The 18,452-nt window shown below is 65.2% G+C and carries 19 protein-coding genes and 1 tRNA gene; 10 read left to right on the plus strand and 10 right to left on the minus strand.

Going from position 1 to position 18,452, the window contains the following annotated elements; all coding sequences use genetic code 11:
• Positions 1–3 precede the first annotated feature (3 nt).
• Together AB4099_RS30115 and AB4099_RS30120 are read right to left on the minus strand one after the other, a co-directional pair.
• Complete coding sequence (locus AB4099_RS30115; protein WP_441480799.1) at positions 4–468, minus strand: chemotaxis protein CheW; 465 nt, start codon at positions 466–468, stop codon at positions 4–6.
• A gap of 28 nt (positions 469–496) precedes the next feature.
• Positions 497–2,134: a methyl-accepting chemotaxis protein gene (locus tag AB4099_RS30120; protein WP_113517529.1), complete on the minus strand. Its 1,638-nt coding sequence runs from the start codon at positions 2,132–2,134 to the stop codon at positions 497–499.
• 763 nt (positions 2,135–2,897) lie between these two features.
• Here AB4099_RS30120 and AB4099_RS30125 point away from each other — a divergent pair.
• The 3 genes from AB4099_RS30125 (at position 2,898) to AB4099_RS30135 (ending at position 7,902) form a co-directional block, all read left to right on the plus strand.
• A complete protein-coding gene (locus AB4099_RS30125) occupies positions 2,898–4,004 on the plus strand; it encodes an efflux RND transporter periplasmic adaptor subunit (RefSeq protein WP_113517530.1) in 1,107 nt (368 codons plus the stop codon).
• Between the two features lie 5 nt (positions 4,005–4,009).
• Positions 4,010–7,198, plus strand: coding sequence for an efflux RND transporter permease subunit (locus AB4099_RS30130; RefSeq protein WP_441480800.1), 3,189 nt, complete (start codon positions 4,010–4,012; stop codon positions 7,196–7,198).
• Positions 7,199–7,395: 197 nt separating this feature from the next.
• Positions 7,396–7,902: a hypothetical protein gene (locus AB4099_RS30135; protein WP_441480801.1), complete on the plus strand. Its 507-nt coding sequence runs from the start codon at positions 7,396–7,398 to the stop codon at positions 7,900–7,902.
• Between the two features lie 131 nt (positions 7,903–8,033).
• Here AB4099_RS30135 and AB4099_RS30140 read toward each other — a convergent pair.
• Positions 8,034–8,124: transfer RNA gene (locus AB4099_RS30140), tRNA-Ser, on the minus strand.
• Positions 8,125–8,216: 92 nt separating this feature from the next.
• Between AB4099_RS30140 and AB4099_RS30145 the strand changes: the two genes are divergently transcribed.
• Complete coding sequence (locus tag AB4099_RS30145; protein ID WP_441480802.1) at positions 8,217–8,621, plus strand: hypothetical protein; 405 nt, start codon at positions 8,217–8,219, stop codon at positions 8,619–8,621.
• 107 nt (positions 8,622–8,728) lie between these two features.
• On the opposite strand, the gene AB4099_RS30150 is transcribed toward AB4099_RS30145, so the two are convergent.
• Entirely contained in the window at positions 8,729–9,709 is a 981-nt protein-coding gene (locus tag AB4099_RS30150; RefSeq protein WP_441480803.1) for a glycerophosphodiester phosphodiesterase family protein, read from the minus strand.
• Positions 9,710–9,814: 105 nt separating this feature from the next.
• On the opposite strand from AB4099_RS30150, the gene AB4099_RS30155 reads away from it, so the two are divergent.
• Together AB4099_RS30155 and AB4099_RS30160 are read left to right on the plus strand one after the other, a co-directional pair.
• Positions 9,815–10,096 carry a hypothetical protein gene (locus tag AB4099_RS30155; RefSeq protein ID WP_441480804.1) on the plus strand — a complete coding sequence of 94 codons (282 nt, stop codon included), beginning with the start codon at positions 9,815–9,817 and terminating at the stop codon, positions 10,094–10,096.
• Positions 10,093–11,238, plus strand: coding sequence for a helix-turn-helix domain-containing protein (locus AB4099_RS30160; protein WP_441480805.1), 1,146 nt, complete (start codon positions 10,093–10,095; stop codon positions 11,236–11,238). The genes AB4099_RS30155 and AB4099_RS30160 overlap by 4 nt, the downstream gene beginning before the upstream one ends.
• 64 nt (positions 11,239–11,302) lie before the next feature.
• Here AB4099_RS30160 and AB4099_RS30165 read toward each other — a convergent pair whose 3' ends face one another.
• Both AB4099_RS30165 and AB4099_RS30170 read right to left on the minus strand, forming a co-directional pair.
• Positions 11,303–11,533: a hypothetical protein gene (locus AB4099_RS30165; RefSeq protein ID WP_441480806.1), complete on the minus strand. Its 231-nt coding sequence runs from the start codon at positions 11,531–11,533 to the stop codon at positions 11,303–11,305.
• 111 nt (positions 11,534–11,644) lie between these two features.
• Positions 11,645–11,920, minus strand: coding sequence for a PilZ domain-containing protein (locus AB4099_RS30170; protein WP_162768355.1), 276 nt, complete (start codon positions 11,918–11,920; stop codon positions 11,645–11,647).
• A 242-nt stretch (positions 11,921–12,162) separates the two neighbouring features.
• Here AB4099_RS30170 and AB4099_RS30175 point away from each other — a divergent pair, with 242 nt between their 5' ends.
• Positions 12,163–12,630, plus strand: a complete 468-nt coding sequence (locus AB4099_RS30175) for a hypothetical protein (RefSeq protein WP_441480807.1) — start codon at positions 12,163–12,165, stop codon at positions 12,628–12,630.
• 82 nt (positions 12,631–12,712) lie between these two features.
• Here the strand turns inward: AB4099_RS30175 and AB4099_RS30180 are convergent, their stop codons facing one another.
• From AB4099_RS30180 to AB4099_RS30195, 4 genes are read right to left on the minus strand one after another with little or no spacing between them, the layout of a single operon-like run.
• Complete coding sequence (locus AB4099_RS30180; protein ID WP_113517542.1) at positions 12,713–13,498, minus strand: anti-sigma factor family protein; 786 nt, start codon at positions 13,496–13,498, stop codon at positions 12,713–12,715.
• Positions 13,485–14,027 (minus strand): sigma-70 family RNA polymerase sigma factor, encoded by a 543-nt coding sequence (locus AB4099_RS30185; RefSeq protein WP_441480808.1) that lies wholly within the window; start codon positions 14,025–14,027, stop codon positions 13,485–13,487. The genes AB4099_RS30180 and AB4099_RS30185 overlap by 14 nt, the downstream gene beginning before the upstream one ends.
• Positions 14,028–14,066: 39 nt before the next feature.
• Positions 14,067–14,402: a cupredoxin domain-containing protein gene (locus tag AB4099_RS30190; RefSeq protein ID WP_441480809.1), complete on the minus strand. Its 336-nt coding sequence runs from the start codon at positions 14,400–14,402 to the stop codon at positions 14,067–14,069.
• Positions 14,403–14,439: 37 nt separating this feature from the next.
• Positions 14,440–15,396: a metallophosphoesterase family protein gene (locus AB4099_RS30195; RefSeq protein ID WP_441480810.1), complete on the minus strand. Its 957-nt coding sequence runs from the start codon at positions 15,394–15,396 to the stop codon at positions 14,440–14,442.
• A 447-nt stretch (positions 15,397–15,843) separates the two neighbouring features.
• Here AB4099_RS30195 and AB4099_RS30200 point away from each other — a divergent pair, with 447 nt between their 5' ends.
• The 3 genes from AB4099_RS30200 (at position 15,844) to AB4099_RS30210 (ending at position 18,009) form a co-directional block, all read left to right on the plus strand.
• Positions 15,844–16,473 carry a 2OG-Fe(II) oxygenase gene (locus tag AB4099_RS30200; protein ID WP_113517545.1) on the plus strand — a complete coding sequence of 210 codons (630 nt, stop codon included), beginning with the start codon at positions 15,844–15,846 and terminating at the stop codon, positions 16,471–16,473.
• A 326-nt stretch (positions 16,474–16,799) separates the two neighbouring features.
• Complete coding sequence (locus AB4099_RS30205; RefSeq protein ID WP_441480811.1) at positions 16,800–17,570, plus strand: hypothetical protein; 771 nt, start codon at positions 16,800–16,802, stop codon at positions 17,568–17,570.
• 163 nt (positions 17,571–17,733) lie between these two features.
• Positions 17,734–18,009 carry a hypothetical protein gene (locus AB4099_RS30210; RefSeq protein WP_441480812.1) on the plus strand — a complete coding sequence of 92 codons (276 nt, stop codon included), beginning with the start codon at positions 17,734–17,736 and terminating at the stop codon, positions 18,007–18,009.
• The last annotated feature ends 443 nt before the right edge of the window (positions 18,010–18,452 follow it).

The raw sequence follows: 18,452 nt of genomic DNA on the forward strand, positions 1-18,452 counted from the left end.
CCATCAGGAATGCGTCGCGGGCTGCTGGAACAAGATCTCACGGATCGCGGGGGATAGCAGGGCTTCCGCCCGGATCCGCTGGATCAGCCCCCTGCCGTCGGAGGCGACCGGGCCGAGATAGGGAGGCATTCCAGCCTCGACACCCGTGGCTACGAAATCCGCCGGATCGCGCTCGACGGTCTCGATCGCGCGCTCGGCAATGAGCCCGAGCAGGGCGTGCTCGCCTGCGTCGACCGGATAACGCACGAGGATGATCCGCGTGCTCAGCAAGGGGGCAGCACTGCGCCCGAGCGCGAGCAGGCTGAGATCGATCAAGGGCACCGGTGCGCCCCGATAATTGATGGCACCGACGACGCCGGCCGGCGCAGCCGGCAGGGTTTTCACGGTGAGCAGGGGCAAGACCACTTCAACCTGCCCGGCATCGAGCAGATAGCGGTCCTGACCCAGGCGGAACATCAGAAACAGCATCGGACGGGGCTCGGCTCGCCAGCTCCTGCTACGCGCGAAGTTTGAAACGCGAGATGCTGCTGCGCAGCCCGCTCGAGACCTGGTTCAGTTCGTCGATCGCGAGCGTGGACTGCTGCAGCGACTCGACCGTCTGCTGGGCGGCTTCGCTGAGCTGCGACAGGGCCTCGCTGATCTGGCCGGCACCGGTTGCCTGTGCCTGCATGCCCTCGTTTGCCACCTCGAAGCGCGGCACCAGCCCCTGCACCTGTTCGATGATCTCCGACAGCTGCCCGCCGACCTGCTGCACCTCCTGCATGCCGCGGCGCACCTCCTCGGAGAACTTGTCCATGCCCATCACGCCCGCTGCGACGGCCGACTGGATGTCCTTGACCATTTGCTCGATATCGTAAGTCGACACCGCTGTCTGGTCGGCGAGGCGACGGATTTCGGTCGCGACGACCGCAAACCCCCGGCCGTATTGGCCGGCCTTTTCCGCCTCGATCGCGGCGTTCAGCGAAAGCAGGTTGGTCTGGTCGGCGACCTTGGTGATGGTGGTGACGACCTGGTTGATGTTGCCCGCCTTCTCGCTGAGGATCGCGAGCTTGGCATTGATCGCCCCGGCCGCCTCCATGACGTGGCGCATCGTCGTTTCCATGCGCGACAACCCGGCCTGCCCGCCCCCCGCAAGCACCGCAGTCTGCTCGGCGACCACCGAGACCTCGTCCATGGTGCGCACGAGCTCGTTCGAGGTCGCCGAGATTTCCTTGGCGGTCGCGCCGATCTCCGTCGTCGTCGCGGCGATCTCGCTGGCCGTCGCCTGCTGCTCCTTGGAGGTCGCGGCGACTTCGGTGATCGAGGTGTTGACCTGGATGCTGGATTTCTGGACCTGGCCGATCAGGCCGGCGAGATCGTCGGCCATGGCGTTGACGCCGTCGGCCAGCGTGCTGAACTCATCGCGACGCTGGAGTTCGAGCCGCGCGCTGAAATCTCCGCGCCGCATTAGATCGACGATGCCGAGCAACATTCCGAGCGGCACGGTGATGGCGCGAAACAGCAGGTAGCCGCACAGCGCCGCGAGCGCGAGCGCGACCAGGAAACTGACGGCCAGGCCCAATTCCGCCGTACGCACGATCGAGACGATGCGCTGGGTCGATTCATCGGCCTCCGACTTGTTGTACTCGACCATCGCCTGCAGGCTTGTCCGCAGCCTGGCGGCAATCGGCTCGAACTCGCTCCGGACTGCCCCGCGCTGGTCGAGAGCCTGACCGCCAGCCGCGGCGAGCTTGCCTGCGGCTACGATCGCGTCTTCGGCCGGAAAGACCTGGTCAAAGAGCTGTTTGACCAGGGCATAGTTCTGGCGATCCTGCTCGGTGTCGAGCGTGCCTTCATAGGACTTCAGCAAGCCGCGCAGCTGATCGCGATTGGCGAGCATGGCATCGGCAATCTTGGCCTTGTTCGCTGCAACGTCCTCGAGCACGAATTCGCGCAGGAGGCTGCTGGCCTCCGTCCAGGTCGTCATCAGCCGGGTGCTGAAATAGAGCGCCGGCACCGTGTTGGTTTCGACCCTCGCCGCTTCGCGCTCGGTCTGAACGAACCAGAGATAGGTGATGGCGGCCATCGCCGACATCACCGCCAGGACCGCAGCGAAACTCACGAGAATGCGGCGGCGTATCGTCAGGCTCTTCATCGGGTTCGTTCCATCGTCCAGACACGCATCGAGGAGCAGCGTCGGTTCGATCGGCCGCCGCTCTCTGGCGAGGAGGCCGAATCAACTGTCGTGACAGGCTACCCTGAAGGTGCTTGCTCTCCGGTGAACTGCAGACGCTGCCTGAAGAGCTCTTAAGAAAGCGCTAGATCGATGGTCCAAAGGCGAGTCGAAGACGGCGCCGGCGCCGCGCTCGGCTGACGAGCCAGCTCGCCGTTTGCTCGGGTTCCGTCCCATGTCTTGTCGTCATCCGCCCCGGCGCCGAAGCAACGCCTGAGAGGTTGCCTGCGTTCGGCAAGCCGTCATCGGATTGCCCTAGCGGTACATCGCGGTTTCGGCGTGGAGACGAACCATAGGCCGGCGGCACCGACTTACTGTATCGGACTGCGGGTGTTACAGTATCAAAGTTCTAGGCAGAAGCGTTTGGAACGACTGTCAGGACCTATCGAGCATCACCTTTGCGATGGGGTCACTGGATGACGGCGTCTGCGAGAGTTTTTCGATGGGCGATGCCGCCCTTCGGCCAGCTGTCAGGTCATCGGGCTGACGCCAAAGGGCGACAGGCGCGCTCTCATCCCGGTCTGCGCGACGCCGATCACGCTTGGCCCCGCCGGGGCAGCGATCACAATCGGGGACGACACGCTCGATCGGCATCTCACGGTCACTGACGAGATCGGCGAAACCTATACCGCTGCGCCATGTAGCGGCCCGGGAAGTCTTCACCACGGCTGGCAGGGAGGCGTCGATGTGGCGAATTGCATATGTGGCGACTGTCGCCTGCGCCCTTGCTGGGCCGGCCCTGGCCCAGACAGGCGAGCCCGCCGCCGTTCAGGTCGGCACCATCAACGCAGAACGCAAACCGATTTCCAAGTCTCTCGGTTTCGTCGGCCGCATCTCCGGAATCGACAAGGTCGACATCAGGGCCCGGGTCACCGGCTATCTTGAGGAGGTGCTCTTCAAGGAAGGCGACATGGTCAAGGCCGGCGCCCCGCTCTACCGGGTCGAGCGCGATCTCTTCCAGGCAGCGGTCGAGAAGGCGCAGGGCGCGCTCGAGATCAGCAAGTCGGCCGACGCCCTGGCCGTGATCCAGCTCGAACGTGCCCAGGACCTGCTGGCCAAAGCGGCCGGCACCGTCGTGGCGCGCGATCAGGCCGTTGCCCAGAAGCAGCAGACCGCCGGCGCGATCATGACCAACCAGGCCGATCTCGCCACCGCGAAAGTCAATCTCGGCTATACCTCCATCACGGCGCCGATTTCCGGAAAGATCGGCCTGACCAATGTGACGAAAGGCAATGTGGTCGGCCCCGACAGCGGCGTGCTGACGACGATCATCAGCCAGGATCCGATGTATGTGACCTTCCCGGTCAGCCAGCGCGAATTCCTCAAGAGCGCCGAAGCGGGCAAGCATGTCGATCCCAAGGCGGTCAAGGTGCAGCTCCGCTTTTCCGACGGCTCCCTCTACGACCAGCTCGGGCAAATCGATTTCGTCAACAATTCGGTCGATCGTGGCACCGACACCGTGCTCGTGCGGGCGAGGATGCCCAATCCGACCGGCGCACTGACCGACGGACAGCTGGTACGTGTCGCCCTGGAGGTGGGCGATCCGCAGCAGATGGTCGTGGTGCCGCAGGCAGCCCTGATCGCCGACCAGGCCGGCGTCTATGTCTTTGCAGTCGTGGACGGCAAGGCCGTCGTCAAGCGGCTGAAGCTCGGCGGCGAGGACGGCCCCAATGCCGTCGTGTCCGAGGGCCTGGCCGGCGGCGAGCAGATCATCGTCGAGGGCCTGCAGGCCGTCAGGCCTGGGGCACCGGTCCGGGCACGCCCAGTGCCGGCGATGATCAAGGGAAGCTGAAGCCCATGATCTCCGCGATCTTCGTTGATCGGCCCCGCCTCGCCATCGTCATCGCCATCGTCACCACGATCGCCGGCCTGCTCTCGCTGCTGGCGATTCCGGTCGCGCAATACCCCGACATCGTGCCGCCGCAGGTCTCGGTGACGACGGTCTATCCCGGTGCATCGTCCCAGGTCGTCGACGCGACGGTCGCGCAGCCGATCGAGGCCCAGGTCGTGGGCGTCGACAAGATGATGTACATGAAGAGCGTCAGCGGCAACGACGGCAGCTACACGCTGCTCGCCTCGTTCGAGCTCGGCACCGATCCCGATATCAACGCGGTCAACGTCAACAACCGCGTTCAGATCGCCCTGTCGAAGCTGCCACAGGATGTCCAGCGCCAGGGCGTCACGGTCAAGAAGAAGTCCTCGGCCCTTCTCGGGGTGCTCGCCGTCTATTCGCCGAAGCGCACCTATGATCCGCTCTTCCTGTCGAATTATGTCACCATCAACATGCTCGACCGGATCAAGAGCACGCAGGGCGTCGGCGATGCCGCTCTGTGGGGCGCGCAGGATTATGCGATGCGCGCCTGGATCAAGCTCGACGAACTGACCGGGCTCAACCTGACGACCGGCGACCTCATCGCCGCCATCCAGTCGCAGAACGTGCAGGCCGCCGTCGGCCGGATCGGCGGACGGCCGATCTCCGACGACCAGCAGCTTCAGCTCAGCATCCAGACCAAGGGGCGGCTGGCCACGACGGAGGAATTCTCCAACATCATCCTGCGCACGAACCCGGATGGTTCGGTGCTGCGGCTCGGTGATGTCGCGCGGCTGGAGCTCGGGGCCAACAATCTCGACCGCGACACCCGCCTCGGCGGCAGCCCGGCGGCCGTGATCGCGCTCTACCAGGCCCCCGGCGCCAACGCGATCACCACGCTCGATGCCGTCCGCGCCCAGGTCAGGGAGCTCGCCAAGAGCTTTCCCGAAGACCTGGAATGGAAGGTGACCTACGATCCGACCGCCTTCATCACCGCCACCATCGACGAGGTCAAGAAGACGCTCATCGAGGCCTTCGTGCTCGTCGTCATCGTCGTCTATCTGTTCCTGGGGAGTTTCCGCGCGACGCTCATCCCGACGCTCGCGGTCCCGGTCAGCCTGATCGGCGCCTTCATCGTCCTCAACGCCATCGGCTACTCCGCGAACTCGGTTTCGCTGCTGGCCGTCGTGCTGGCCATCGGCATCGTCGTCGACGACGCGATCGTCGTGGTCGAGAATGTCGAGCGCGTGATGGAGGAGCGGCCGGAGCTCACGCCGGGCGAGGCGACGAAGGTCGCCATGCGGGAAATCACCGCGCCAATCATCGCGATCACGCTCGTCCTGCTCTCCGTCTTCGTTCCCGTCGCCTTCATTCCCGGCATCGCAGGCGAGCTGTTTCGCCAGTTCGCCGTGACGGTCGTCGTCGCCATGGTGCTGTCTGCGATCAACGCGCTCACGCTCTCGCCGGCGCTGTGCGGTATCCTGCTCAAGCCGCATCATGGCCCAAGGCGCGGCCTCATGGGCTATGTGATGCGCAGCATCGACCGGGTCCGCGACGGCTATGGCGCGGTGGTCGCGCGCATCGTCCGCTTCTCCGTGATGGGCCTCGTCCTCGTCGCCATCGCGGCAGTGGGCATTGGCGGCCTCTCGAAATTCACCCCCACCGGCTTCCTGCCCGAGGATGACCAGGGCGCCTTCTTCGTGGTGGTCCAGTTGCCGGACGGCGCTGCGGTCGGGCGCACCTCGGCCGTGGTCCAGCAAGCCGAGGAGATCCTCAAGGGCGAGGCGACGGTCGCCGACTACACCTCCGTCGTCGGCCTCAACTTCATCGACAATTACTCGCAGGCGAACTCCGCCTTCATGGTCGTGACACTCAAGCCGTTCAGCGAGAGACAGGGGGCCGATCTCGGCGTGCCCGCCATCATGCGCCGGCTGGCGCCGAAATTCGCGCAGGTCCAGGGCGGCACCGTCGTGCCGCTGGCGCCACCGCCGATCATCGGCCTGGGAACCGGCGGCGGCTTCACCTATGTGCTGGAGGATCTGCGCGGCGGCGACCCCAAGACCCTGGCGCAGGTCGTCCGCGGCCTGACCATTGCCGCCAACCAGGACCCGCGACTATCGCGGGTGTTCAGCACCTTCTCGGCGACGACACCGTCGATCTATCTCGATATCGACCGCAACAAGGTCCAGATTCTCGGCGTCAAGCTCCAGGACGTGTTCCAGGCGCTGCAGGCCTCGCTCGGCGGCTACTACGCCAACGACATGAACCTGTTCGGCCGGACCTGGCAGGTGCAGCTCCAGGCCGAGGCCGTCGACCGCGCCTCGATCGACGATATCTACCGGATCAATGTGCGCAGCGCCGACGGCAAGATGGTGCCGCTGCGCAGCCTGCTGGAGATCCACGTCGTCGTCGGCCCTCCCGCGCTGATCCGCTACAACAACCTGCGCGCCGTCACGGTCCAGGGCGGCCCGGCGCCCGGCGTCTCCTCGGGAGAGGCGCTCAACGCCATGCAGGAGGTCGCGGCGCGCGTGCTGCCCGCGGGCTATGCCGGGGAATGGACCGATACCGCCTTTCAGGAGAAGCGGGCCGAGGGCAAGACGCCGATCATCCTCGCCTTCGCCGTGCTCTTCGCCTTCCTCTTCCTCGTCGCGCTCTATGAAAGCTGGACGATCCCGGTGCCCGTCCTGCTTTCGGTCTCGGTCGGCATTCTCGGCTCCTTCGCCTTCATGGTGCTCGGACGCCTGACACTCGATGTCTATGCCCAGATCGGCATGATCGTGCTGATCGGCCTTGCCGCGAAGAACGGCATCCTGATCGTCGAGTTCGCCAAGGAGCAGCGCGAGAGCGGGGTTCCGCTGCTCGAGGCCGCGGCAGAAGGCGCCCGGCTGCGCTTCCGCCCGGTGATGATGACCTCGTTTGCCTTCATCCTCGGGCTGCTGCCGCTCGTCATCGCCACCGGCGCCTCGCAGCTCGCCCGGCGCAATGTCGGCACGCCGGTCTTCGGCGGCATGATCTTCGCCTCGCTGCTCGGAATCTTCGTGATCCCGCCGCTCTACGTCTTCTTCCAATCGATGCGGGAACGCCTGCGCCCCTCGACACGGCCAAAGCCGAAGGCAGAGGCGGCAACACCGCAGGCCGGCGAGGCGGCGGCCAAGCCGCATCGTCCCGCTGAATAGGGTCGGCGGCGGGAGAGGTTGGCCGGTGATCGCGGAGGTGCCCCCCTCCGGCGGGCGACGGTCTCGCAGAACACGCAAGGGGCGCAGTGAATCAATCTATCCCCAGCTCGTGCACGCTGCGATCTCCGCGCGTGCCCGGATTGCCGACCAAGAGCTGGATCGACCTGCGCTCTCGGGCTGAACTTATCGCCGGATGAATGCTGGACGCAACGTCAACACCAAGCTGTCGCTTCAGCGTCAACAATGGCAATCTGCTCATCGATTCTTTCGGAGAAGAACGGGCTATGACGAACACCGGAACTGTCGAAAAAAAGAAGAAAAGCTTGGCCAATTGGGCCATAACCATCGCCGCCTGGGGAATTGGCTTCGTAAGCGTCAGAGAAGCCGTTGTTTTTATTCGCGATGAATTGGCGCGCCGTGAAGTCAATTTAGAAGTAAACAAAGATCTTCCAAAGAAAATCAATGAACGTATGACGCTCGACAGAATTGAAATAGATCGGAAGGCTACCACATACTCGTACAGCACCAACATGACACAAGCGCAAATGGCAGAAGATACGACGGCCGAAGCCTCTATTCGTGCTGACGTTTGCTCCAACGCGAACATGGCAAAGCATATCCGAAACGGCTTGACCTATTTCTACCGCTACAATGATCGAGACGGCCTGCTTGGGCGCGTCATCACCGTCAGCAATTGCTCATGAACAGCGGCGACGAGCACGTGAGAACGCCGCTGCCAACGGCACCGTCCACTCAGGGCACAGCGGTCAAGCCGTGCCTCCAAGAGGCAGTGGGAACAACACTCTTTAAGGACGATCAGAGGCTTAGGGGGTAGTGGCGGAGACGGAGGGATTCGAACCCTCGATACCCTTGTGGGGTATGCTCATTTAGCAAACGAGTGCCTTCAGCCTCTCGGCCACGTCTCCGTTACCGGCTCTATGCCCGATTGCCCGGCGCTTTGACAAGCCGTCAGTGTGAAAGATTATCAGCCATCTTCGTCGGGCTGGGGAAATGGCCGATGCACGCTGCCCTGAAAGTGACCGTCTTGCCCTGGCACGGAGGCAGCCGTCTGCGCCGTCTCGGCGCCGGGCTCGTTCTCCTGGCTGCCGCCGCGATGCCGCACCCGGCAGCGGCCCAGGTGCTGTTCGTGACCTGTGACAATGGCTTGCGCTGCGTCCAGGCGCCCTGCCCCTCGAAGGATGTCGTTCTCGTCCCGTCGGGTCGGCGCTATGCGAAGACCGATCCGGACCTGTCTGCCCTGCCGCCAGCGGATGCTGCGCGGCGCGACCTCGCCAATGGCCTCTATTCCGGGCGCCTCGTCCTCTCCGGCACCGTCGAGGACGGACCGCCGGTGCGAATCATGGCGACGAAGGTCCTTCGTCGCGCGACTGCGCATGAGGCGGCCCTCTGTCGGCGCCGCTGAAGCATCGGCCCGAAAACTGGATTGCGGTTTTCGGGCCGATGCCATCATGAATGCTTAGATCATCGGACCGGATACGATATCCGGCCCGATGATCTAAGCGAACGCGGTTAGCGCGCCGGTTTCACCGCCCCCGCAATCACCGCGATCTCGTCGGTCCAGATCCCGCCTGAATAGCCCACGGGCAGACGCGACAAGTCGTCGAGCGTATCCAGGCCCGTCGAAAACCCTCCGCCCTGATAGGGGCCGAGCGCGAAGACCTGGGTGCCGGCGCTGTCGAAGCGGTTGAGGAAACGGTCCGGCCAGCCCCAGAGCCATGGCGCGATGTTGATCGGCACCAGGACGATCGTTCGCCGGCAGATCTCCGGCATCACACCGGTCCAGCCATAGGCGACATAGCGTGTCAGGCAGCCGATCTGCGTGCTTCTGGTCATGGCCGGGATATCCGGCCGGAGGCGCCTGATCGTCTCGACCGGCTCGTCGCCACCATAGACGACCAGGCGCGCACGGGCCTCCGGCGGCAATGCCCCGAGCACGGCGGCGAGCTTCTCGCCCTCGCTCCTGTCCCGGCTCTTCACATTGATCGCGAAACGGCGCCCGGGAAAGGCGGCAAACACCTCGTCGAGCGTCGGCATCATGCCGATGCCCTTGCCGCGCAACGGGTGGGTCCTGCCACCATCGGCGGTATAGCCATGACCGACGTCGAGGGCCTTCAGCTCCGCCATCGAACGTTCCCGCGTTACGCCCTCTCCGTTCGTCCGGCATTCCAGGGTCCAGTCGTGGAAGACCGCGAACTGGCCGTCGGTGGTCGGGTGCACGTCGAGCTCGACGATATCGGCTCCTGCTTCGAAGGCTGCCCGCATGGAGGGCAGCGTGTTCTCGATGAAATCATGGCGCGGCGGCAGCATGCGCGCCGCGCTGCAGGCCTCGGAGCGCAGCTCGGTCTTGTCGTAGAGCTGGGTGATGCCGCGATGGGCGAGCAAGGTCGGCCTGCCCTGCGGCCGGGAAGCCAGGAGACTGCTGTTGCCGATCAGGATGAAGAGCGTGAGGAGGGAAAGCGCGGCGAGCGCAAGGCGGGGAAGACGGCGCATCACTTCATCCTTTGAACCGCGGGCGCGAGCGCCTATCAATGTTCCCGAAAACGGGAGCAGAAAATCAATTGCTCCCAATTATGGGAACATTATGATCGCAGCAGCATGATCGTCATCGGAGCCTCGGCCCTGGCCGCTTATGGCGAAGCGCACCCACAGGCCGGCCCCGGTCTGCGCGCGCTGAATGCGCTGCTGCGGCAGGCGACCTGGCGGGCGCGCAACGAGCTTGCGCGCGATTGCGGCGCGGTTGCCCGCTTCGTGAGCGAGGACGCGGTCGCGTTTGCGTTGCCGCATGTCGGCTGCAGCGTGGCGTTCAGGATTCATTTCGAGCTGGGCGTGATCCGCATCATCGCGGTCACCACCATCAACGAGGAGGACGCAACGTGACGGAGCGCGAAACCCTTCCCGTCAGGCCGATCAGGAGCGAGGCCGATCATCGCGCAGCGCTGACCGAGATCGACCGGCTGTTTGCCGCGGAGCCAGGCTCCGAGGCGGCCGACCGGCTCGAGGTTCTGTGCCTGCTGGTCGCCGATTACGAGCGCAAGACCCATCCGATCGCTTCGCCAGACCCCATCACCTACCTGACGCTCGCGATGCGGGCGAAGGGGCGGACGCAAGCCGAGCTCGCCGAGCTTCTCGGCTCGCGCTCGCGCGCCTCGGAGGTCCTGAACCGCCGGCGGCATCTCTCGGCCGAGATGATCGCGAAGCTCAGCGAAGCCTGGGGCGTGGCGCGCGAGCCACTGTCGATGCCCTATGCGGTGGCGGGCAGCATCAAGCGCACCGCGCTACGCGGCGCAGCCCTGCTCGGCCTCCTCGCGAGCCTGAGCGCGTCGGCAATCGGCGGCCTGTTCTGGGCTCATGGCAGGGACCTGCCGAGCACGGCCGAGATTGCCCGCTATGCCCCGCCCATTATCGAGCGCTACGGCAGGGATGGCGGCCTAAGGGAGTATCGGCGGCCGGTGCCGCTCTCGACCATCCCGCCGCATGTGCTGAAGGCCTTCCTGGCGGCGGAGGACCAGGACTATTACCGCCATGGCGGCTACAGCCTGCCGGCCATCCTGCGGGCCGCAGCCCAGAACCTTGCGAGCCTGGGCGAGAGCCGGACGCCGGCAGGCGCCGCCACCATCACCCAGCAGCTCGCCAAGAACCTGCTGCTGCCGGGCCAGCCGCCCTCGCTCGCCCGCAAGGTGAAGGAGATCGTCCTGGCGAGCCGGATCGAGGACGCTCTGAGCAAGGACCGGATCCTCGAACTCTACCTGAACCAGATCTATTTCGGCGGCTACGCCTATGGCATCGCGGCTGCCTCGGCCCAGTATTTCGGCAAGAGCCCGGCCGATCTCGGCGTCGCGGAAGCCGCCTATCTGGCCGCCCTGCCCAAGGCGCCGAATACCTACCGGCTCGACATCGCCGACAACCGGGGACGCGCCAAGGAACGGCGCGACTGGGTGCTCCGACGCATGGCCGATGACGGACTGATCACGGCCTCCGCAGCCCAGTTCGCCCAGGCCGAACCACTGATCGGTCCATGAGATCGGCAGACATCAGCCTGCAATGGCGCTCCTGCGCCCTGGCACCAGGGCGGCCCAGCGTGATCTAGTGGGAGATCGGCACCGTCGCCAGGAACTGCTCGACTGCCAGGGGCACGATATCGACATCCGGCTGGGCACTCGACAGGCCGGCAACGATATGGCCCAGCCACAGCCTCATGCTCTCGCTGCTGGCGGCCTGGAAACAGAGTGACGGCTCGATATGAGCCCAGGCGATCTCAAAGGCCTCGCGCGCTGTCGCGAGCTCGAGGAGTTCGGGAAGGGAGCTGAACGGCATCGGGCACCTCCGGCACCCGCGAAACTCAGCATCGAACCCGACCTGCGGCAAGATGACGAATACCGACCCAGGGCCTCCGCCCCTCGCAGAATGCCGCGCCTCTCGCAATGTTCAGTCAGGACGTTCGGCATCCGCGATGAAGGTCGCGCCGATCGAGTGCTGGCTGCGCCAGGCAATCCGTACACAGCTGTTGATGTGCAGGGCCGGAGCGATCAGCCTGAAGACGTCTGGTGCCTCAAAACCCATCGGCACGCGCAGCTTGACGCCGGACACCGAGACATCGCGGATAATGCAGGGAATCTCGTTGTTCTGGCCGGGAAGACGGATTCGCGCTTCCTGCACAACCTTCTTGCGGTGGTGGCGGCGCTCTTCAGTCTGACCCGGCAATTCGCAAATCCCCGCCACGATCGATCGGTTCAAGTCTATCTGGAACCTGCGCCCGGCACGTTAACCGATGACGTACAGCCCGCAAGGAATCCGGGCAAGCCTGCCGGACCATCCAGGCCACCAACCCACAATGAGTTGATCGACTTCCACGAGGCAGGCCAGCATGGATGGGCGGCAACGCGAAGCCACCGGAGCGCCAGGGCTCGATGGGCGTGAGCGACTGCCGTGGAGGAGAAGAGATCATGCGCCATTCTCTCAAGCTGACATCACTTCTCATGCTCTTCGCCCTCCTGGCGAGCGTCGTGCCGCCCCTGCCCAGCCTGGGCAAGGCCGAAGCGCAGGTCCGCTCCTCCGGCTCGCCGCAGATGTCGGGGCAGACTGACCGCAGGGGCCACCATTCCAGCGCCCAACGGCCACGGCCCGGCGACGGGACGCATCTCAGCCGTCCGCAGCACCGTCCGCATACGCGCCCGTCGCATGTCCATCGGCCGAGCCCGCATGTCCGGCATGATCGCCCGGGTCGCGTGACCGTCGTTCATCCGCGGCGTCACTGGCATCGCGGCGGAGCGGTTGCAGCGGGAGCGGCGCTCGGCTTCATCGCCGGGGCAGCGGCTGTCTCGCTCGCCGGCCCGGCGCCGCGCGCGGGCTATTGCTGGTACTACACCACGCCCCGGCGCACGACCGGCTTCTGGGACTGGTGCCCCCGCTGAAGGGGGGCCAGCCGAACGCCCAAGGTTCCGCGCCGGAAGAGCCCGGCACCATCGCCCCGGAAGCGGCGAGCGATGCCGCTGGTCACCCCTTTTCGGCAGCACGCGCTTGAAACAGCCGCACGAAGGCATCGAGCTCCGCCCGCTCGAGATCGGAGATCGCCCAATAGGTGAAGGCGCGGTCCTCCCAGGTCACCAGCGAAAAACCCCGTGCCGAGCTGCCGCTGGGCCCGGCGGGCGGCTGCGGCGAGGCAGCGCGCGGCAAGGCGACGACCGAGATCAGATGCTCATTGTGGCGGTAGACGAGGGTCGGCGCGACGAGATTGCCGATGACATCGATGCGTGCGCCGACGAGGGGAAAACCATCCCGCGCAAAGTCGTCGGCCGGCGGAGACAGGCCGATCTTGGCATCAAGCCATGGTTTCACCTGATGTCGATCGGACGAGGCCATGTCGACCGGGGTGGGCGCGATGAGGGCTCGGCGGTGATTGCTGGCGATATCGCCCGCCATGTCCTGCGGGGCCACCCTCGACACGCCCCAATAGGTTCCGCCCCCGGCCACCAGGCTGGCGATCAGAGCGGTTGCGGCCAGTGCGCGCCAGTCAAAACTGCGACGCGGCCGCGCCGATGCATCGGTGCCGATCGCAATGACCCGCCGGCGCAGATCGGCACTGGGCTCCGGCCGGGGCAGCTGCCGCATCGCGCTGCGCAGGGCGACGATCCGCGCCCTTTCCGCCGCGAGGGGCGCATCGGTCGCGAGGCGGCGCTCGAGCGCAGATGCACTGGCCGCATCGAGTTCCCCGTCGACGAGAGCATGGAGAAGCAGCCGCGCTTCGCCTGGATCGATGGGCTGGCCGTCACGCTCGGTCATTGCGTCCCCCAAGCTGGCGGATCAGGATCGTGCGGGCTCGCGACAGGCGGGACATGACGGTGCCGATCGGCGCCGAAATCAGATCGGCGATCTCGCGATAGCCCAGCCCATTGATATCGCGCAGCACGAGAACCTCGCGGAACGGCGGCGGCAACGCTGCAATCGCCGCTTCGATCTCTGTCGCGTCGGCGCGGGCGATCATGGCCGCCTCCGCGTCGTCATCGCCTGATGAGCCGGCGGCCAGGAGATCCGCATCCGTAACCTCGTCCAGCGGCACGAGCATCGGCCCGCGATTCCTGGCGAGCCATGTGTGACAGGCATTGCGCACGATCGCGAGAAGCCAGGCGCGAGCGCTGCCGCCCGCATAGGTTCCGATGCCGGCATAGGCGCGAAGGCAAGCCTCCTGGACGACGTCTTCTGCATCATGTGCATTGCCGGTGAGCCAGCGAGCGAAGGCCAGCGCATCCGCGAGATGGGGCAACACCACCTCGCGAAACCGTTCGGCGGAAGGATCGCCGCCTGCTGCCACTGTCGGCTCGCCGTCTGGACACCCGGCCACAAGGTCCGATCAGCGGGACACGCGGATCTTTCCCTGCATATGCGGATGAAGGCTGCAAAAATACGAAAACTCCCCCGGCCGGGTGAAAGCATACGCGAAACTGTCCTTCGTATCGAGCGCGCGGGATCTGAACGAGCCGTCACCGGCGACAACCAGATGCGGTTCGTCATCCTCGTTCCGGAACGTGACCGTCGTTCCGGCTTTCACGGTGAGGTCCGGCGGAACGAAAGCGAAGTTGGAGATCCTCACCAGAGCCTCCTCCGCCCCCGCGGGACGGGATACGGCGAGGACCGACAGGGCGATGATCGCGCCCGCAGCCCAGAGGGGCCTGTGCCTGCAAGTCATGTCGCTCTCCCGATTGCACGGTTACGCCATCCCTCGCTCAGCCGCGCGCGAGCGTACTGTCGATGATCGCCAGATCGTTTGCGCCCGGGCGAATGGCGACGCTCGTAATGCCGAGGAACCTGCGCAGCTCGCCAGCCGGGACGGTCAGGGGACCGGGCGAGGAGGCGGTCCCCGGTGCCGGCTGCGGAAAGGCCGTCGACCTTGCAGTGTGAAAGGTCACATTGCCTTCCACCTTCTGCATGATCTGGTGGATGTGGCCGTTGAGGATGGTGACGGACCCGAAAGGCTTGAGCAGCGCAAGCGCCTGCGCGCTGTCGGCGGTGCCCCAGCCCCAATCGGCATAGACCGTCCAGAGCGGGATATGCGCGAAGACCACGATGGGAGCCGAGGCGCTGCGGCCGCGCAAATCGTCGGCGAGCCATTTCAGTTGCTCAAGCCCGAGCTGGCCGAGCCCGCCGGCCTTGAGGTTCACGACATTGACCAGGCCGATGAAATGCACGCCGCCTTCGTCGAAGGAATACCATCCGGCGCCCTGCTTGCCCTTGCCGTACCGCTCCGAATAGGCCTGCCCGTTACCCTCGTCGATCACGTCATGTTCGCCAGGCACGTAGTGAACGTCGAGCCTCGCGCCGCCGATGACACGCGCCGCATCATCGAATTGAGCGGCCGTGGAGAGATGCGTGATGTCGCCGGTATGGATCATGAAGGCGGGCTTGGCCGGGAGCGCCCCGATCTGGGCGATGGCCTCGGTGAGCGTGTCGAGAGCATGCGGGTTCGCGGCCTTGTCGAAGCCGACATGGCTGTCGGATATCTGCAGGAAGGTGAACCCCTTGGTGACCGCTTCTGCCGCCTCGGCCTTGCCGAGGAGGCCCAGCGAGACCGGCACCCCGCTCGCCACCGTCCAGAGCACGCCGGTCCCGGCCCAGATCATGCATTCGAGCGTCTCGCGGCGGGTGGTGTCAGGCCGCCCATTGTCGATCCGATGATGTGTCATGGTCGATCTCCCAGGAACGCAACCACGCTGCGTTCATTGAGGAGACAGGTCTTCAGCGCCGTTTATTCCCGAACATGCGAATTTTCGTCATCGGCGTTGCGCAGCAATGCGACGCTCAGCCCGCGGCATGCGCGTGCGAGGATGGACCGCGCCCGCCTCCTATCCTGGGAGAGACAGCCGGATCGAAGCAGAACGGGGAGCCCGCCTCCGGCAATCGTAGCGCCGACACCCTGCGAATTCTCGCCCGCCGAACGGTTTCGCCGCGGACCAGACAAGCAATCTTGCATCGTGAAGGCTCGCATGTATGGATAAGATACGATTTCGGCTGCTCGATTCCTGTCTGCAAGCCTTGGCTCCTTCTCCAGCGCACGCAGGCACGGTCAGCAGCTCTTACATGTCTACCACCGGTCGAAATTACCGAATGTAATTTACTAAGGGACCACGGCTATGGCTCTCAAGCTACTCAATGCAGATGCGATCCGCGACAGTGCGTTCTCACTGCAACCTTATCCGCATTTCCTTGGTGAGAACTTTCTGAGGCCTGAGGCCATCCCGGATATACGCCGGGATTACCCGGCCATTACGAAGCCTGGCTATCTGACCGTCGACGATATCGAGCTGGCGGGAAGCTTTAAACAGCTGATCGATGAAATGGAGAGCCCGGACCTCACCGAGGTGCTTTCGCAGCGCTTTGGAAAAGACCTCCACGCTTTTCCGCGCCTGACCACCGTCCGAAAGCTCTCGCAGGCGAAGGACGGCCGCATTCACACCGATGGCCCGAGCAAGGTCATGACCGTGCTGCTCTATCTGAACGACGACTGGTCACCAGCTTCGGAAGGCCGGTTGCGCGTGCTCTATGACGGCACGAATTTCGAGCCCTTCGCCTGCGAGGTGCCTCCGACCATGGGTGCCGTTTTCGGCTTCCTGCGCTCCGACAATTCCTGGCACGGCCACAAGCCCTTCGCGGGCGAGCGGCGTGTCGTTCAGACGGCGTGGATCACCGACGCATCCGAACTCGAGCGCAAGAAGAGCAGAAACACGGTGGCGAAGTTCTTCAAGAGCATCTTCGGCCGCTAGATTCCTCGTGAATGGCCCGCTCGGCAGACCGGCGAAGGTTTCGCGCCGGCCTTCCGCGGGCCATTGCGGTGACTGACCGAAAGCCGGGACCAAGAGCCTTGCGCCCCTGGCCCGACAGGGCGTTCGGCGCAAGAACCGCGTTCAAATCAAAGCCTCGATAGACCATCAGGCATGACTTCGTGTCACCGGCCTGTGTCACCTGCCGAGGCCCATACCTCCAGCGAAACGCAGAGTTGAGCAATCGCTCCGGGCCGCCTACGCTCTCCCCGTGACTGACCTTCCCCCCGCCTGGGCCCATCTTCAGCCGTCCGCCCTCAAGGCGCTCCTTGAGCCCCCCCGGCAGGGTCCCGCAGGCTGTCCGCCTCACGCCCGACAGTGTCTCCGTCGAGGTCGCCCTTCAGGCTCCCATGGTCATCGCCGCGAGGCTCCTGCTGGCGCTTGCCGTGGAGACGGGCGGACTGGCCCTCACCCCTGCGGGAGCCCTGAAGCGGGCAGATGTCCGGCATGTCTTCGACCGGACGGACTGGCCGGGATACGACAGGGCCACCACGCTCGCGACGAACAAGGTCATCAACGAGCACGATGCCTACGGGGTCCTGTTCACACGGATCGTGCTGCAGGCGGCCCGGCTCCTGCGGAAACGCTCGGGGATCCTGAAGGCGAGCAAGGCAGGCAAGGCCATGCTGGCGCCCGAGGCCGCCCCGGCGCTGCTAGCCGAGCTGTTCGAAGCGACATTCTGGAAAGTGAACCTCCAGGACTTCGACCGGAACCCGCTGGAGTTCTGGCCCCAGCACCACATGGGCGTGATCCTGTGGAGCCTGTCGGTGACGGCGCATGGCTGGTCCCATGCGAAGGACCTGATGCCGGCCTGCACGATCATGGAGACCATCGGGGACCCGATCGCTCCCGACTTTCCCGCGTTCGCCCTGACGACGCGGGTGCTCCGTCCGTTGTCATGGCTCGGGCTCCTCGAGAGCCGACGATCGGAGAAGAGGCCCGACGGCGGGCTCGATGATGACGTCCGAAAGGCGCCGCTGTTCGACCAACTCTTGCGATTTGAAGTGGAGCTGAAGGGTGGCAGCGAGCCGCGACACTGAAGCGGCAATTTCGCGAGCTGGGTGTTTGGGCCGCCCCCCGAGGGGCCGGGAGCGCCTGCCTCCGTCAGCAGCAGGGCACAGGGCCATACGAAGAGAGCCGGCGCGGTGGCCGGGAGGGTTTTCAGCCCTCTCCGCTGTCAGCAGCGGAAGTCCATAACTGGGGGTGGCGATCGTGCTGGATGCGGTGCTCAGTCTGCTGGTCGAGTTCATTGTTCAGATCATCGGCTACGTGACCGGCAAGGCGCTCATTCGCGGCCTTACGCTGGGCAGGCTCGCGATCGGTGACTACGGAAGACGCCCCTTCTCCCTCTATTGGCGTGTAAGCGGCCGCACGGTCCTCAGCGGCGATGTTGCGATCTTGAGCGGTTGGGGGTTTTGGCTGGCGCTTGCCGTCACCTCAATTGTCATCTTCAGACAGAGCATCCCACTGGAACCATAGAGCAACTCCGTAGCCCCCTGCCGATGCGCCACTGTTGGAACCCAAGCTGCCACCTCGCCAGCTCCTGAAGGGCTTGATGCAGGTGTTGAGCTGGACAGAGTCCGCGGGCCGGCGCGCGAAGGCCGGTCGCGCAGAATGACAAATCGACCGGCCCCTCCCGATAGGGAACAGACTGCAAGGTCCGCTCCGCGCTAGCCCCCCAGTCCGATCACTGGCCAGCGACACAGACCCCAAGCTTTAACACGGTGCCGGCCGGGCACGTCTTCGCGCTGCTGGCATTCGGCTGTGCCTGTGGAGAGATGGCATTGAAGGATTCACAGCACGCCCCCCGCACGTAGTAGCCGCTTGGGCAGCCACCTGTGAGCTCAATGCGATCCTTGCCGTCGCGCGTGGCGCGGCAGGCACCGGCAGCGAGAGCCACTTGGGCGATCCCGAGAGCGGCG

Source organism: Allobosea sp. 2KB_26 (genome assembly GCF_052115715.1).
Classification (GTDB): domain Bacteria; phylum Pseudomonadota; class Alphaproteobacteria; order Rhizobiales; family Beijerinckiaceae; genus Allobosea.